Raw genomic sequence first — 16,116 nt, 5'->3', positions numbered from 1 at the left:
GCAATTTAACGAAAAAATAAACCTTAGTATATGAGAAAAGTCATTTTTGTTGCTAAAATGCTATAGGTGTTTAGTCTTCAAAATCGAAGTCATCACCACCACTGCCAGTACCTCTTCCTGAGCGATCGCGCTTATTAAGTTGTTGGTTAAACCTATAAATTACAGAAAAATTAATTTGTCTCTGTCTCCATTGCGAATCTCTAAATCTATTGAAGAAATCTGTTGTGGTTACAGATTTACGTCTCCTAGAGTTTAATAAATCCCTAACGTTTAAAGATAAAGTAAGGTTGTTGTTTAAAAGCTCTTTACTAAGTGCTAAATCTATGGATAAAATTCCTTCGGTGTCCGATTGTGCATCTTGCAATGCGCCTCTGTAGTTTGCGTTAGTTTGCCAATCTATCTTCCATGGTAGAATTACCTTTGAGCTTAATCTTGCAAACCAACTTGTGTTTTTAGCGCTATAGTCTACACCATTAAATTGACCTTCTGTTTCAAATTGAAAAAAGTTGAAACTAGAATTTAGGCGAAGCCACTTAGCAGGATTATATAAAACGCCTAGTTCTGCTCCAGTTCTGGCATTGGTAGAAAGATTTATAGGAATTGTTCTTATAATATCTATACCGTCCGTAGTTTGTTGACCTGTATTTTCTTGTACACGCTCAAAAGAATCGGTTTCATACTGATAATATACAGATGTTGTTAATGTAAATTCATCCCATCTTTTGAGATAACCTATATCAAAGGCACTTGCAAAGGCGGGTTGCAAGTTAGGGTTTCCCTGAAATACGTTGGTTCTGCTAGATCGGGTAGGGAAGGGATTTATAAACCAACCTCTAGGTCTATTAATTCTTCGGTTGTAGCCTAGTGTTATACTTTCTTCGGAGTCGGAGTCATTATCTCCTATATTGTAAATAATATTTACTGTAGGAAATAGACCTAGATAATTATTGTCAAAATCTGTTTGTATAGGAAAGCCAAAAGCTTCTACTAATTCTTCATCGGTTAATCTAGAATCTATTTTTCCTTTTAGTTGTGTGTGCTCTAATCGGAGACCTAAAAGAAATGAAAATTTACCTAATTTTGAACCATATTGAGTGTACACGGCATTGACGTTTTCATCATAATCAAAAATATTTGTTATAGTATCGTTAATAACCAAATTACCAGTGGCAATATTTTCTTGTTCTAGCCTGTAATCCGTGACTTCGTTTTCAAACGTCCCTCTATAACCGGCTTCAAATCTAGAATCTGTACCTATGGGAAGCACATAATCGGTCTGTATGAGATACTCTTTTTGAATTTCTTCTGTAAATTCTTGTTCTTGCTGAAAAGGTTCTGGGTCTGTTTGGTTAGTGGTTAGGTAATCTTCATTAAGGTTTGTAAAACCGTCCTCAGAGTCATTTTCATACTGAAAGTCTGCTGTAAGCCTATGTTCACTATCTTCACCAAAGCGTTTTATATAGTTTAGTGTTATTTGATAGCTGTTGTCTTGTTCGGTTTCTTTTTCGCGTCTCAAGGTCTCTTCAACAATAGTTCCGTCGTTAAATCGCTCACTACTATTTAATGATAAGTCTGCATCACTTCCTAATCTATAAAACAAACCGCCAGTTATGGATGATGATTCATTTATAAAGTATTCTATGCCTATGTTGGCATTGTAATTTCTATTAAGACGTTCTACATCTTGGTCTTCTATGATTCGTCTAAATTCTGGTACTATGGTTTCTCCATCTACCAAACGGTCAAAATAAGTTACATCTGTAAAACTATTTCTTGGTGCATCAAAATAGCGCCAACTTAGGTTAGTAAATATGTTGAATTTTTCTGTTCTGTAATTGATAGAAGAATTAAGACCAATATTATCTGGGTTACCAATGGTAAAATTAAAGGAGCCGTTAAAACCAAGTGTTTCTTTTTGCCTTAATATAATGTTGAGTATACCTGCTGTACCTTCGGCATCGTACCTTGCAGAGGGCGAGGTGATAACCTCTACGCGCTCTATGGCTTCTGCTGGCAACTGACTTAATACATTGGTGTCTCCAAAACCTGCTAATGCAGAAGGTCTTCCGTTTATTAAAATCCTAACATTTTCGTTACCTCTAAGGCTTATGCCGCCTTCAATATCAACAGAAACAGAGGGTACGTTATTTAAGGCGTCACTGACTGTGCCTCCTGCTGTGGTTAAATCTTGCCCTATATTATAAACCTTTTTGTCTAGTTTAACCTCTACTGTTGTTTTTTCTGCGACAATAGTAACCTCGTCTAAAGATGCAATGTCTAATGCTAGGCTTACTGTACCAAGGTTTATGGATCTGTCTAGTTTCTTGTTTAAATATTCTTTGCGTTTGTAAGAGATATATTCTACATAAATGTTGTAAGTGCCTGGCTTTACTTCTAATTTAAAATAGCCATCAATATCCGTAATGCCACCTGTAACAACTTTACTATCAGAGGTGTTTTTTATGGTTATTGTAGCATACTCTAGCGGAATATTAGTGTCTTCTTCTATAACTTTGCCTTCAATTTGTATGTTTTTTTGGGCCTGAGACCAAGATATCGTAAATAATAAAAAAGAGATTAGCGGTAAATTTAATTTCATTGCAAGTTGTTGGTGTTTTGCTCTTTTAGATGAGCAAAAATACTTTTACTTGTGCCGCATTAGGTTAATCTTATGTTAAAGAGAAATACGAATATTTAATTTTGAAATAGATACCATCTATTCTTAGTCATTTTTTTTCTTTTTACGCTTTTTCTTCTTTTTCTTTTTTACTTCTTTTTCGTCAAAGTCACCTTTAATCATGTCCTTAATTTTAGTCATATCATCTTCAGATATTAGCTCTTCTAGGTCTTTAAAGTGTGATTCGTCTAGTTTTTTTATGGCTTGTTCTCTATCAAAAATACGCTCGTATTTTATTTTTAAAACTTCAGTTTTAGCCTCAAAGTAAGAGTTTAGGTACTGTTTTATAATTTCTTTTTGAAACGCATCTGCCTCGAGTGTTGCTAAAAAGTTCTCTATATATTGATCTTTGCGTTCTTCTAATTTTTGCTCATATTTAGCTATTTCTTCTTCGGTTGGCTCTCTGTTAATTATAGGATTGCCCATTCTGTCTCTTCGTCCTTGAGCACTAGAGCTAAATCCTAAGAGTAGGGCAAAACTTAACAATACTATATGTTTCATAATTAAATGATATTTAAAATTTGTTCTTTTGGTCTTCCGATTATGGCGTTATTGTTATTAACAACTATGGGTCGTTCTATGAGTTTAGGATGTTTTACCATAGCTTTAATAATGTGTTTATCGGTTAATTCTTGTTCTTTGTAGTTCGATTTCCAAATAGCTTCATGCTTTCTTACCAAATCTATGGGTTTTATATTTAATTTAGAAATAATTGTTTTAAGCTCTTCTTCATTTAAGGTGTCTTCGAGATATTTTACAACCTCAAACACTTTACCTTTTTCCTCTAATAAGGCTAGGCCTTCTCTAGATTTTCTGCATCTTGGATTGTGGTAAATTGTTATCATTACGTTTATGTGTTATTCTATTATATGCTAAAGCGCACGTTGTAATTTATGATCTTTATTCTTCATTCTTTTGGCCCATCATCATTAAGTATGCTTTTAAAAATGGTTCTAGATCACCATCTAAAACGGTATCTACGTTGCCGGTTTCATAAGCTGTGCGTACATCTTTTACCAGTTTGTATGGGTGCATGACATAATTTCTAATTTGGCTTCCCCATTCAATTTTCATTTTGCTAGCTTCAATATCTTGGCGCTGCGCCATTTGCTTTTGTAGTTCAATTTCGTACAACTGAGATTTTAGCATTTGCATGGCTCTCGCTCTATTATCGTGCTGCGAACGTGTTTCTGAACATTGAATTTGTATACCTGTAGGTTTATGTACTAGTTGTACTTTAGTTTCTACTTTGTTAACGTTTTGTCCACCAGCACCACTAGATCTTGCTGTTGTAATTTCTATGTCTGCAGGATTTATTTCTATTTCGATAGAATCATCAACCAATGGATAGACATAAACTGAGGCAAAACTTGTGTGACGCTTTGCGTTACTGTCAAAAGGTGAAATTCTTACCAAACGGTGTACACCATTTTCGCCTTTTAGCCAACCAAAGGCATAGTCTCCTTCTATTTCTAAAGTTACGGTTTTAATGCCAGCGACATCTCCTTCTTGTAGATTGAGTTCTTTGACTTTAAATCCACTTTTTTCGGCATACATGAGATACATACGCATTAGCATGCTTGCCCAATCGCAAGATTCCGTACCGCCAGCACCAGCAGTAATTTGTAATACTGCACTTAAACTGTCTCCTTCTTCGGAAAGCATATTTTTAAATTCTAGTTTCTCAATGGCATTTTTAGCCTTTTCAAAACGAGATTCTAAATCGTCTAAAGAAGCGTCCTCTTCTTTGTAAAATTCATAGATTACTTCTAGTTCTTCAAAGAGTGTTTTAGCTGCGCTATAGTCGTTAACCCAGCTTTTCTTTTCTCTAATAGAGCGCATTACCTGCTCGGCTTTTTTTGAGTTGTTCCAAAAATTTGGGTCAAAGGTTTGCTCTTCTTCGTTGGCAATTTCTATAAGTTTTGTATCTAGGTCAAAGATATTGTCTAAGTATGTCTAGACGGGAATTGAGATCTTTAATTTGATCTGATGTTATCATAAATTTATATTTTTTACAAATATAATTGGAGCATATAAAGCGCCATAATTTTAATATGTTTTTTTTAAATAAAAAAACCGTCTAAGTTAAACTTAGACGGTATATATTTTTATGGAATCAATTAATTGACTACCACCACCAGCACCAGTATGTTGGTGGCTCGTATTCGCAAAGCTCACCGCCTAATGTGCTCGTGCCGCTTACAACTTCAACCACTCCACGTTTGTAACCTGGCCCTATGTTTAGGTGACAGTTAACTTTAAACTTGGTGTAGTAACAGTTACCGACATAAACGTAGATCCACTTACCAAATGTACCATCGTGGTTAACACCACTAACAGCCATTTCATCATTTAATCCTACAACGTCGTCAAATATTTTAACTGCATAGCAAGTGTTTTCGTAACGTTGGTATAATCTTACTCTGTAATCGTTATGCCAATCCCACTTAAAAGTAATTTGGTTAACATCACCAACACAATCGCTGCACTCGTCTGCTTCTGGTAAATCTTTTGTAATCAATAATGCTTGTACATTATCAAAATCTGCAGGAATTAGTAATAATCCTAATTTACCACCACACTCAGGTGTGTAGCCTTCTCCATTAGCTAGAGCATTATCATAGATTTCATCACCTTTTGCATTATCAACAGCAGGTCTCCAGTCACCAGGAACAGGAGTTAAAAAATCTGTAAAGTCATTTACAAAAGGACCTTCAATAAGTTTCCAGATTGCGTATTGTACATGACCGTAAGTATATTGCTGATCTGGACCAAATTCTATATTATTTAAAATCCAGTTTACCTTATCAAAATTTTGAGGATTCGTGTATACGGTTTCAAACTCTCCACCTGCTAAAATAGCCGAGTCGTATGTTGATATTACTGTAAAATCAATAAAATCATCATCTTCACCTAGGCTAGGTAACCTGTCAGAACAGAAAGCAGATGTCATATCTCCACCATCAATCGATATGTCGAAATACGCATTTGCACCTGGCTTGTTTAAAACTTCAATATTTACAGTGGTGTCAAAACCAGTTTCGAGTATGTCCGGAGTACAATCTGAGCTACTATCGCCATGTTTTGCGTAGGTAAGCGTAGGAGAAGCTAATTCCTCACTATCTTGGTTAAACATTAATTCCTTATCTTCTTCACCATCTGATACAACCATCCCTTTTTCATCAAATCTTAAGGCGGCCTGTTGCTGGCTTTCAATGTCTTGGGTGCTTTCTTTTTGACATGAGGCAAAAATTACAAGCACTGCAAGCAATACTAATTTAGTAATGTGTTTCATAATTATTAATTTAGGTTAATAGCATTAATATTTTTGTAAAAGTATTTGTTAAAAGTGTTAACATGCTAAAAAATTGACGAAATAGAAGATTTATTAGTTGAATAGATGAACGTCAAATTTAATCGACATATCAACATATTTTTGCAAAACTGAATTAGTATTCCATTTGTCGAAGAAAATTTTAAATGGTATTTAATTATTTAATTTTGAACAGATTTTTTGAAATAAGATAAAGATCCATGTATATGTGCTTTTTGTGTTCTTAATACTTATGAGCTTGCTCCAAATTTTAGTTAATGAATAATAAACTCAACACTATTTCTGTACTTATCCCTGATGGTGAAACCACCTTAGTTTCTAATGTGGTGCACAGTCTATCGCTTGTTGGGCATGTAAAGATTTTTGTTTTGTCTTCTCACAAAAAGCGGTATTTTAAATACTCTATTGATAACAGCTGCTTTAAACATTCCCGTTTTATAGAAAAATTTATCTATTACAAGAACACTACCGCAGAAGCGTGGATAAAAAAAATTGATGAAGTAGTTGAGGATTATAGAATTGATCTTATCATGCCAATTTTTGATGTAAGCACAAAGAGAATTTTAGAACATCAGAATAAGCTTAAAAATAAATCTAAGCTTTGTTCTCTACCTAATCTTTCTAACTTTGAAACTGCTCTACATAAAGATCTGTTATACTTTTTTTTAAAGTCTAATAATTTACCTTGTCCTGATAGTGTTGTTATAAATTCAAATCTTGATTATAGTACAGTTTGTTTGAATTTTCCTTTAGTAGCAAAGCCAACTTTTGGTTTCAATGGTGGAATGGGTGTAAGGTTTGTTAAAAGTAGGGGAGAGTTATTAGATTATGTTAATAAAAATAGTACAGATTATCCTGTACTGCTACAAAAGTTTATTGAAGGCTTTGATGTAACATGTAATGTATTGTGTAATAACGGCAAAATTGAAGCCTACACAATGCAAAAAGCTGCTTTGGTTAAAAGTGTTAAAGTAACCCCTCAGCATGAATTCAGTTTTTTTCATGATGATGCCCTCTTGGAATTAATGAGGGATTTAATGAAGGCTTTAAACTGGTCTGGTGTTGCCAACATAGATTTTAGATATGATAAAACAGACAACACTTATAAAGTCATCGAAATTAACCCAAGATTTTGGCTTAATACAGAAGCATCAGCTTTAGCTGGAGTTAATTTTCCATACTTATATTGCTTGTCTACCTTAAATAAAGAAATTGAATTTAGAGCTGTTAAAAGTGGTACTTTTTTACACCTTAAAGCTTTGGTTAAACGCCTCAAAAGAAATCCATTTTTAATTTTTAATATTAACTACTTATACAACAGTACACCATTTAGATTTATAATAAAAGATCCTTTAGTTTTGTGGTGTAAGTTTATGTGGCGAACCAATAACATTATATCTTCAAAAATTCTAAAAAAGAAAATGTCTTAGAATATTATCTTTACAAAAGATAAATAAGTTTATGATAATAGATTTAAGGAGCGATACAGTAACAAAACCAACAAAAGACATGTTAAAAGCTATGATGTCTACACAAGTTGGTGATGACGTTTATAAAGAAGACCCTTCAGTAAACACTCTCGAAGAGCGACTAGCAGATATGTTTGGTATGGATAAAGCATTGTTTTTTCCTACAGGAAGTATGGCCAATCAAGCAGCGTTAAAGCTACACACCAATCCTGGCGAACAAGTTATTTGTGATAAATATGCTCACATCTATAATTATGAAGGCGGAGGCGCCTCATTTAATAGTGGAATATCTTGTAAATTAATAAATGGGCATCGTGGTATGTTTAATGCAGAACAGGCAGAGGCTGCAATAAACCCACCAGATTTTTACCATAGTCCATTAACGTCTCTAATAGCCATTGAGAATACTACAAACAAAGGTGGTGGTGCATGTTGGGATTATGAAGAACTAAAAAAAATTAAGCAAGTTGCTGATAGGCATAAATTAGGTTATCATCTAGATGGCGCAAGACTGTGGAATGCACTTGTCGTAAAAAAGGAAAATCCTAAACAATTTGGGCAATTATTCGATACTATATCTGTTTGTTTAAGTAAAGGTTTAGGCTGTCCAATAGGATCTGTGCTCATTGGAAAAAAAGAGCTTATGGATGGTGCTTTACGGGTAAGAAAAATTCTTGGTGGTGGAATGCGACAAGTTGGTTATTTAGCTGCAGCTGGGCTTTATGCTCTAGACAACCACGTAGAACGTTTAAGCGAAGACCATAAAAAGGCAAAAGAAATAGGAGAGGTTTTATCTCAATTGCACTATATCAAAAAAGTTGAGCCAATAGAAACTAATATTGTCATTTTTGAGGTAGATGATACAATCAGCGAAGCACAATATCTTAATAAACTAAAAGAAAAAAACATACATATTATTGGTATGGGAAGTAATAAACTGCGTATGGTTACGCATTTAGATTACACCAACAATATGCATGAAGAAGTTTTGAAAACCCTTAAAAACTTATAAAAACTATTTAAACATATCCATACCTGGTATGTTTGGCATGCCTTCTTTAGCAACTGCGGCGATTTCAGTTTCGTTTACATTTGTTGCATTTTCAATGGCTTTATTTAGAGTTAGGATAAGATAATCTTCGAGCATTTCTTTGTCTTTTAGTAACTCATCATCAATTGAAATAGATTTAATTGTCCTATTAGCAGTAATCGTTACTTTCAACTTGTTATCACTACTGGTTTCGTCAATTAAAACTGTATTCAAACGTTCCTTAGTTTCCTCAACTTTTTTTTGAGCTTCTTTTAATTTGCTCATCATTCCCATCATATCTCCAAACATATCTTTGTCTTTTAAAAATTACGATGCAAAATTACTAAATTGCGCCACTTTTTTAGATTAAAATTTTCTTAAAACAATATGAGTAAAAACTCTGTAGTAAATCCGCCAATAGCCAAAAAGATACCTCACCAATTAGAAAAACATGGTGATGTGAGAGTTGATAATTACTTCTGGATGAAAGATAGAGAACATCCTGAAGTTATTAATTACTTAAAAGCCGAAAATGCTTATTGTGATGCTCAAATGGCACATACCAAAGCATTTCAAAAGGATTTATTTGAAGAAATGAAGGCCAGAATAAAAGAAGACGATTCTTCTGTGCCATATAAATACAACGGGTATTGGTACATCACAAGATTTGAAAAAGGCAAAGATTATCCTATTTATACCAGAAAAAAAGAATCTCTTGAAAATCCTGAAGAATTATTGTTTGACTGTAATAAAATGGCAGAAGGGCAAAGCTATTTTAAACTTGTAGGTATAAGTATTAGTCCAGATAATAAAAAAGTGTCTTATGGTATAGATACAAGTGGTAGAAGACAATACACCATTCAGGTTAAAGATATAGCAACGCACAAAGTATATAAAGATAGTATTGAAAACACTACAGGATCTTCGACTTGGGCAAATGACAACGAAACTTTGTTTTACACTTTAAAAGACCCAATAACCCTTAGGGCATATCAAATCTTTAAGCACAGATTAGGATCTAAAGAAAAAGATCAGCTAATTTTCCAAGAAGGAGACGAAACTTTTGGTACTACAGTTTACAAATCAAAATCAAGAAAATATATCATCATTGCATGTTACAGTACTTTAACTAATGAATACCATATTCTTAACGCAGATAATCCAAATGGTAAATTTGAAGTTTTTCAACCTCGTGTAAGAGGCTTGGAGTATAGTATTTCGCATTATAATGGTTATTTCTATATTCTCACTAATAAGGACAAAGCCATAAATTTTAAGTTAATGAAATGCCCAGAAAAAAACAGATCATTAGATCAGTGGGAAGAAGTCATACCATATAGAAAAGAAGTGCTCTTAGAAAACATAGATATTTTTAAAAATTATCTCGTAGTTAGTGAGCGTGATAACGGACTTAATAAAATTAGGATAATACGTTGGGATAATAAACAAGATTATTATCTGCCATTTGATAACGAAACTTATACTGCATACACCACAACTAATGTAGAGTTTGATACAGAGACGTTGCGTTATGCTTACAATGCTTTAACAACGCCTGCCTCTGTTATAGAATTTAACATGAAAACTAAAACTAAAAAAGTGTTAAAAGAGCAAGAAGTTTTAGGCGGAAAATTTAATAAAGAAAACTACACATCTGAGCGAATATGGGCAACAGCAGATGACGGAACTAAAATACCAATGTCAATAGTGTATAAAAAAGGAATAAAAAAAGATGGAAATAACCCTTTATTACAATATGCTTATGGTAGTTATGGTTCTACTGTAGATCCTTATTTTTCATCCATACGTCTAAGCTTACTAGACAGAGGTTTTATATATGTAATAACGCACGTTAGAGGTGGTGAGTATTTAGGTAGACAATGGTATGAAGATGGAAAACTTTTAAAGAAAAAAAACACATTCTCAGATTTTATAGCGTGTTCAATTCACTTAATTAAAGAACGATATACATCTTCAAAGCATCTGTATGCCATGGGAGGAAGTGCTGGTGGCTTATTAATGGGAGCAATTATTAATATGGCACCAGAACTTTATAATGGGATTATTTCCGCTGTACCTTTTGTAGATGTTGTTACTACGATGTTAGATGATTCAATTCCACTAACAACAGGTGAGTACGATGAATGGGGAAATCCCAATGATAAATTATACTATGAATACATGAAATCCTATTCTCCATACGATAATATTGAAGCAAAAGATTATCCAAATATGTTGGTAACTGCAGGCTTACACGACTCGCAGGTACAATACTGGGAACCTGCAAAATGGGTTGCTAAGCTTAGAGAGTTTAAAACTGATAAGAATAAATTATACCTTAAAACTAATATGGAAGCTGGTCATGGTGGTGCTTCAGGACGTTTTGAAAGCATAAAAGAAGATGCAGAGGAATTCGCCTTTCTGTTAGATTTAGAAGGTATTTCGAGTTGATTTAAAAAAAAATCATTAGTTTTGCGAGGTTTTAGAGTGTATTTTTTACGCCTAATTAAATAGCATTTATGGACAAAAACAAAAATGTATTTGATAACGTATTACAACTTATTGGTAGTACACCACTTATCAAGTTAAATAAAATGACCGCAGGCTTCAAAGGCAAATTTTATGCTAAAGTAGAAGCTTTTAATCCAGGTCATTCCTCAAAAGACAGAATCGCACTACATATCATTGAAGAAGCTGAACGTCAAGGTATTCTAAGACCAGGCGATACTATCATAGAAACTACATCTGGTAATACCGGATTCAGTATAGCAATGGTAAGCATCATAAAAGGTTATGAATGTATTTTGGCCGTAAGTTCTAAATCTTCAGCAGATAAAATAGATATGCTAAGATCTATGGGTGCTAAAGTATATGTATGTCCTGCCCACGTTAATGCTGACGATCCAAGGTCTTACTATCAAGTGGCAAAGCGACTACACGAAGAGATAAAAGGGTCTATATACATCAATCAATATTTCAATCAATTAAATATTGACGCGCATTATAATTCTACAGGTCCAGAAGTCTGGAATCAGACCAATGGCGAGATTACACATTTGGTTGCTTGCAGTGGTACAGGTGGTACAATTTCTGGAATTGCAAAATACTTAAAAGAACAAAACTCTAATATTAAAATTATTGGCGTAGATGCTTATGGGTCTGTTTTGCAAAAATATCACGAAACCAGAGAGTTTGATGAAAAAGAAATATACCCTTACAGAATTGAAGGTTTAGGTAAGAATTTAATTCCTACAGCAACCGATTTTGATCTCATAGACAGATTTGTTAAGGTTACTGACGAGGAGAGTGCTCACACGGCAAGAGAAATTTCTAATACCGAAGGATTATTTGTTGGTTATACAAGCGGTGCTGCAATGCAAGCTATAAAGCAATTAAACGAAGAAGGTGAGTTTAAGCCAACAGATAAGGTTGTTGTTATTTTCCCAGATCACGGATCGCGTTACATGAGTAAAGTATATAGCGATAAGTGGATGGCGGACCAAGGCTTTTTTGATAGTAAACATGAAGTTTCTACAACCATTCAGTATATAAAGTAGAAAATAAATTAAAATTTTAAAGCCTACCGCGTTGAGGTAGGCTTTTTTATGTTTAAAACTTAGTGAATACTTAGGTGAAATTATATTATGCAATCATAATAATATTAACTAATTTTGCTATCACTAATAAAACTAAATTAAAACTAAAACCTATTCTATAGCTCTTAGAGTTAATGGATAGCGATTAATGGCAACGCAACGTATGAAGGATTTATTTGAAAAAATTTATCGAGATAAGGGACCTTTAGGAAAGTGGGCAGCACAAGCGGAAGGTTATTTCGTATTTCCAAAGCTAGAAGGAGAAATTTCTAATAGAATGAAGTTTCAAGGAAAAGAAGTAATTACTTGGAGTATAAATGATTATTTAGGCTTAGCTAACCATCCAGAAGTAAGAAAAGTAGATGCCGAAGCAGCTGCTAAATACGGTTCTGCTTATCCAATGGGAGCTCGTATGATGTCTGGTCATACAGAATTGCACGAACAATTGCAAAATGAACTAGCTGCATTTGTCAATAAAGAAGCGGCTTATTTACTTAACTTTGGTTATCAAGGAATGGTATCTACAATAGACGCGTTAGTTTCTAAAGATGATATCATAGTTTACGATGTTGATGCACATGCATGTATAATTGATGGAGTTCGATTACACATGGGAAAACGTTTTACATACAAACACAATGATGTAGAAAGTTTAGAGAAAAACCTAGAGCGTGCCACTAAAATGGCCGAGCAAACAGGCGGTGGAATTTTGGTAATTTCTGAAGGCGTTTTTGGTATGCGTGGCGAGCAAGGACGATTAAAAGAAATTGTAGAACTTAAGAAAAAATTCAATTTTAGATTATTTGTTGATGATGCCCATGGTTTCGGAACATTAGGCGAAACAGGTGCAGGTGCAGGGCAAGAGCAAGGAGTACAAGACGATATCGATGTCTATTTTGCAACGTTTGCCAAATCTATGGCAAGTACAGGTGCGTTCATTGCAGGCGATCAGGAAATTATTGATTACTTAAAATATAATTTACGCTCACAAATGTTTGCTAAATCGTTACAAATGCAACTTGTTGTTGGTGCATTAAAGCGGTTAGACATGTTACGCACAATGCCAGAGCTTAAGAAAAATCTTTGGACGATTGTTGATGCCCTACAATCTGGTCTTAAAGATCGCGGTTTTGATATTGGAACAACACAAAGCTGTGTAACTCCAGTATACTTAAAAGGAAGTATTCCTGAAGCTATGGCTCTAGTGAAAGATCTTAGGGAAAACCATGGTATATTTTGTTCTATAGTAGTATATCCTGTAATACCAAAAGGCTTAATTCTACTAAGAATGATTCCTACGGCAACACACACACTACAAGACGTAAAGGATACTCTAGATGCATTTGATGCGATTAGAGAACGATTATTGAATGGAACTTATAAGAGAATGTCTGCGGCTTTAATGGAAGCGATGGGCGAATAAGTTTTTATAAAATGTAAAATCCAAAAAAAGGCTTTGCGGTTAGCAAAGCCTTTTTTGTTTTATCTATAAATCTTTTCTAAATGTTTTTCGTCTTTTGTAAACTACAGGATTAAAATGCTTCCATATTTTTTTAATGGCTTCATTATCTTCTAACTCTGGTGTTCTGTAACATGTCTCAATACCTTTTTCTTTGAAGGTGTGATAGTATTCATTAAATATAATAGCATGTACCCCTTTATTTTGATATTCTGGGTGTATCCCAATTAAATAAAAAATAGCGTCTTTATTAGTCCTTTTTGCCTTTAATAAGTGAATAAAGCCAAATGGAAATAATTTGCCATTTGTTTTTTGTAGGGCTTTGGCAAAGCTTGGCATAACAATGGCAAATCCAATTAATCGATTGTTTTCGTCCATCACAAATTTTATATATTCAGGATTGACAAACCCAATAAACTTTTTCTTAAAGTATTGTTTTTGGAGATCAGTGATTTCTACAAATGATGAAAGTGATGCATAACTTTCATTAAACAAATCAAACATCTCATCTACAAATGGTAGTAATTCTTCTGTTTTTTTAAACTTTAGAGCTTTTAGTTTATACCTTTGTTTTATTAATGTTTGTGCTTTAGTAAATGCTTCAGGTTTTACATTGCTAAAAGGAAATTTACTTTCAGAATATTCCTTTTCTATTTCATATCCATGGTGTTTAAGGTGGTTCGCATAGTAAGGATAATTATACCATGTCATCATAGAAGAAACACTTTCAAAGCCCTCCGTTAAAACACCAACTTTATCCATATTAGAGAAACCTACAGGTCCTTCTGTGTATTCTAGTTTCTTCTGCTTACCTATACCTTCAACAGTATCAAGAAGTGCCTTGCTGACATCTAAATCATCAACAAAATCAAACCAACCAAATCGCATTTTTTTAATGTTCTGCTTATTAACTTCTAGCCAATTTACAATAGCAGCAATTCTTCCAACAACAGTATTACCGTTATAGGCTAGAAAAAAACGTGCTTCAGCATCATTAAATATAGGATTTTTGTCCTTGTTAAATGTTTCTAATTCTTGCTTTATAATTGGCGGAACCCAATACTCCGAGTCTTTGTAGAGTGAAAACGGAAATTTAACAAAGGTTTTTAACCCTTTTTTATTAGTAACTTCTTTAACTATAATCATGTAGAAATTTATAAACCATCAGAATTGAAATCGTCTTCTTTTTTCTTTTTTTTCTTTTTCTTTTTCTTAAAATTGCCTGTATTACCGTTGCCATTATCAACTTTCTTGTCTTTATGAAAATCTAAGCGGTAAGAGGCACCAAAAGCTATATTGAAAACCGAAGGGGTGTCTTTAGTATTAAAAGCAATATTAGCATCAAGCTGAAAATCCTTTGTCCACAAGTAGGCGCCACCAACTCTAAAAATATTATCAGCATAAAAGTCACTGCTAATACCTTGAGCTTCCCCAAAGACAACCCATTGTGGTGAGAACGAATGTGTAAGTGTAAAAATGTATTGAAAATCGGAAAACTCAGAGCCAATTCTGTCTTTTATTAAATTCATAACAAACACCCAACCACCATTAAAATTATTTTGAGTTGCAATCATAACTTTTGGACTAATATTACTTTGATCGCCAGAATTACTAAATGCAGTGTAAGGTACAAAAGGATTGTTTTTTGTGTCAAAGTTTGCACCTGCATATACTGATACCGCAGGAATTAAAGATTTCCATTGAAATTTTCTATTGGCATGATAACTGTATAAGTTGGGTTTTGCCTCTTCGGCATTTTTATAGGGATCGTAAATTAAGTATTTTGCACCAAGGGTTAAGTTTCTAAAGTTGGCACGTTTATCTTCAAAAGGTACTGATGCGCTATTATAGGTGACATTATCGTTTTGATAGATACCGTCTAGTGAAATCTCAAGCTCCTCAAACAATAACCCATATCTTAGCGAGAAATCTACACCAAACCCTGATATTTCATACTGTAAAGGTGTATGTTCTTCTTTTACTGTAAATGCACCAATTTCTGCTTGTACAACATTGGTGCCAACAGAAAATGCACTTTCTGAAACTCCTGGACGATTAGAATTAATAACCTCTGTGTACTGTGCATTTGCTAAATTGTAGGTTAGTACTATAAGTAGAATAAAAAGGGGGTTGAGAACTCTCATTTTTTATTGGTTTAGATTCAAATATATAGATTTTAATGTTTTTTTAAGGAAAAATAACAGAATATAACTAACTATAATTGTATTTTTGAACTTCACTTTTGTTTACGCTGTATAAGGCTTCATAAATGGGTTTACTAAGAACAATATTAATCATTCTGTTAGTTTGGTACGGATTAAAAATTATCTCTAGAATTTTTGCACCTGTATTAGTTAAATTTGTGGCTAAAAAAGCAGAGGAACGCTTTGGGCAGCAGTTTGGTGGTTTTCAAAACAAATCTCAATATCACAATGCTGAGCAAAAACATAAAGAGGGGGAAACTGTTATAGACAAAATGCCAAATAGGCAAAAAACTTCAAATGATAAAGTTGGTGAGTATATAGACTACGAAGAGATAGATTGATATTAA

General features: G+C 33.6%; 14 protein-coding genes. 6 read left to right on the top strand and 8 right to left on the bottom strand.

Annotated elements, in window-relative coordinates; translation table 11 throughout:
- Positions 1-70: 70 nt before the first annotated feature.
- From BWZ20_RS02360 to BWZ20_RS02340, 5 genes are all read right to left on the bottom strand, one after another.
- Positions 71-2,599 carry an outer membrane beta-barrel family protein gene (locus BWZ20_RS02360; protein WP_076615707.1) on the bottom strand — a complete coding sequence of 843 codons (2,529 nt, stop codon included), beginning with the start codon at positions 2,597-2,599 and terminating at the stop codon, positions 71-73.
- A 123-nt stretch (positions 2,600-2,722) separates the two neighbouring features.
- Complete coding sequence (locus tag BWZ20_RS02355) at positions 2,723-3,178, bottom strand: hypothetical protein (RefSeq protein WP_076615704.1); 456 nt, start codon at positions 3,176-3,178, stop codon at positions 2,723-2,725.
- Positions 3,179-3,180: 2 nt separating this feature from the next.
- Positions 3,181-3,522 (bottom strand): arsenate reductase (glutaredoxin), encoded by a 342-nt coding sequence (gene arsC / locus BWZ20_RS02350; protein ID WP_076615702.1) that lies wholly within the window; start codon positions 3,520-3,522, stop codon positions 3,181-3,183.
- A gap of 55 nt (positions 3,523-3,577) precedes the next feature.
- Positions 3,578-4,676 (bottom strand): peptide chain release factor 2 gene (prfB, locus tag BWZ20_RS02345; RefSeq protein WP_157358300.1). Its coding sequence is split into 2 segments (ribosomal slippage): positions 3,578-4,612 and positions 4,614-4,676, totalling 1,098 coding nucleotides; the frame shifts between segments, so codons are not numbered across the junction.
- Positions 4,677-4,805: 129 nt separating this feature from the next.
- Positions 4,806-5,972 (bottom strand): hypothetical protein, encoded by a 1,167-nt coding sequence (locus BWZ20_RS02340; RefSeq protein ID WP_076615699.1) that lies wholly within the window; start codon positions 5,970-5,972, stop codon positions 4,806-4,808.
- Between the two features lie 296 nt (positions 5,973-6,268).
- Between BWZ20_RS02340 and BWZ20_RS02335 the strand changes: the two genes are divergently transcribed.
- Positions 6,269-7,441 carry an ATP-grasp domain-containing protein gene (locus BWZ20_RS02335; protein WP_076615696.1) on the top strand — a complete coding sequence of 391 codons (1,173 nt, stop codon included), beginning with the start codon at positions 6,269-6,271 and terminating at the stop codon, positions 7,439-7,441.
- Positions 7,442-7,472: 31 nt separating this feature from the next.
- Positions 7,473-8,492, top strand: a complete 1,020-nt coding sequence (locus BWZ20_RS02330; RefSeq protein ID WP_076615693.1) for a threonine aldolase family protein — start codon at positions 7,473-7,475, stop codon at positions 8,490-8,492.
- A 3-nt stretch (positions 8,493-8,495) separates the two neighbouring features.
- Here BWZ20_RS02330 and BWZ20_RS02325 read toward each other — a convergent pair whose 3' ends face one another.
- Positions 8,496-8,819 carry a YbaB/EbfC family nucleoid-associated protein gene (locus tag BWZ20_RS02325; RefSeq protein WP_076615690.1) on the bottom strand — a complete coding sequence of 108 codons (324 nt, stop codon included), beginning with the start codon at positions 8,817-8,819 and terminating at the stop codon, positions 8,496-8,498.
- Between the two features lie 78 nt (positions 8,820-8,897).
- On the opposite strand from BWZ20_RS02325, the gene BWZ20_RS02320 reads away from it, so the two are divergent.
- The 3 genes from BWZ20_RS02320 to BWZ20_RS02310 all read left to right on the top strand — a co-directional run bounded on the left by BWZ20_RS02320 (position 8,898) and on the right by BWZ20_RS02310 (position 13,529).
- The gene (locus tag BWZ20_RS02320) at positions 8,898-10,961 is read left to right on the top strand and encodes a S9 family peptidase (RefSeq protein WP_076615687.1); all 2,064 of its coding nucleotides are present in this window, start codon (positions 8,898-8,900) and stop codon (positions 10,959-10,961) included.
- A gap of 68 nt (positions 10,962-11,029) precedes the next feature.
- On the top strand, positions 11,030-12,067 hold the full coding sequence (locus BWZ20_RS02315) for a PLP-dependent cysteine synthase family protein (protein WP_076615684.1): 1,038 nt from the start codon (positions 11,030-11,032) through the stop codon (positions 12,065-12,067).
- 202 nt (positions 12,068-12,269) lie between these two features.
- A complete protein-coding gene (locus BWZ20_RS02310) occupies positions 12,270-13,529 on the top strand; it encodes an aminotransferase class I/II-fold pyridoxal phosphate-dependent enzyme (RefSeq protein ID WP_076621231.1) in 1,260 nt (419 codons plus the stop codon).
- 63 nt (positions 13,530-13,592) lie between these two features.
- Here BWZ20_RS02310 and BWZ20_RS02305 read toward each other — a convergent pair whose 3' ends face one another.
- Both BWZ20_RS02305 and BWZ20_RS02300 read right to left on the bottom strand, forming a co-directional pair.
- On the bottom strand, positions 13,593-14,711 hold the full coding sequence (locus tag BWZ20_RS02305; RefSeq protein ID WP_076615681.1) for a GNAT family N-acetyltransferase: 1,119 nt from the start codon (positions 14,709-14,711) through the stop codon (positions 13,593-13,595).
- An 8-nt stretch (positions 14,712-14,719) separates the two neighbouring features.
- On the bottom strand, positions 14,720-15,709 hold the full coding sequence (locus BWZ20_RS02300; protein ID WP_076615679.1) for a transporter: 990 nt from the start codon (positions 15,707-15,709) through the stop codon (positions 14,720-14,722).
- A 125-nt stretch (positions 15,710-15,834) separates the two neighbouring features.
- Between BWZ20_RS02300 and BWZ20_RS02295 the strand changes: the two genes are divergently transcribed.
- Positions 15,835-16,110: a DUF4834 family protein gene (locus BWZ20_RS02295; RefSeq protein ID WP_076615676.1), complete on the top strand. Its 276-nt coding sequence runs from the start codon at positions 15,835-15,837 to the stop codon at positions 16,108-16,110.
- The last annotated feature ends 6 nt before the right edge of the window (positions 16,111-16,116 follow it).

This window comes from Winogradskyella sp. J14-2 (assembly GCF_001971725.1).
In the GTDB taxonomy this organism is placed as follows: Bacteria; Bacteroidota; Bacteroidia; order Flavobacteriales; family Flavobacteriaceae; genus Winogradskyella.
Note: the sequence above shows the minus strand (reverse complement) of the source record. Positions and strands in the feature narration are given on the sequence as shown.

Coding starts and splice junctions, on each gene's coding strand:
- BWZ20_RS02360 (WP_076615707.1), bottom strand. CDS start 2,599: ATGAAATTAAATTTACCGCTAATCTCTTTTTTATTATTTACGATATCT.
- BWZ20_RS02355 (WP_076615704.1), bottom strand. CDS start 3,178: ATGAAACATATAGTATTGTTAAGTTTTGCCCTACTCTTAGGATTTAGC.
- arsC (WP_076615702.1), bottom strand. CDS start 3,522: ATGATAACAATTTACCACAATCCAAGATGCAGAAAATCTAGAGAAGGC.
- BWZ20_RS02340 (WP_076615699.1), bottom strand. CDS start 5,972: ATGAAACACATTACTAAATTAGTATTGCTTGCAGTGCTTGTAATTTTT.
- BWZ20_RS02335 (WP_076615696.1), top strand. CDS start 6,269: ATGAATAATAAACTCAACACTATTTCTGTACTTATCCCTGATGGTGAA.
- BWZ20_RS02330 (WP_076615693.1), top strand. CDS start 7,473: ATGATAATAGATTTAAGGAGCGATACAGTAACAAAACCAACAAAAGAC.
- BWZ20_RS02325 (WP_076615690.1), bottom strand. CDS start 8,819: ATGTTTGGAGATATGATGGGAATGATGAGCAAATTAAAAGAAGCTCAA.
- BWZ20_RS02320 (WP_076615687.1), top strand. CDS start 8,898: ATGAGTAAAAACTCTGTAGTAAATCCGCCAATAGCCAAAAAGATACCT.
- BWZ20_RS02315 (WP_076615684.1), top strand. CDS start 11,030: ATGGACAAAAACAAAAATGTATTTGATAACGTATTACAACTTATTGGT.
- BWZ20_RS02310 (WP_076621231.1), top strand. CDS start 12,270: ATGAAGGATTTATTTGAAAAAATTTATCGAGATAAGGGACCTTTAGGA.
- BWZ20_RS02305 (WP_076615681.1), bottom strand. CDS start 14,711: ATGATTATAGTTAAAGAAGTTACTAATAAAAAAGGGTTAAAAACCTTT.
- BWZ20_RS02300 (WP_076615679.1), bottom strand. CDS start 15,709: ATGAGAGTTCTCAACCCCCTTTTTATTCTACTTATAGTACTAACCTAC.
- BWZ20_RS02295 (WP_076615676.1), top strand. CDS start 15,835: ATGGGTTTACTAAGAACAATATTAATCATTCTGTTAGTTTGGTACGGA.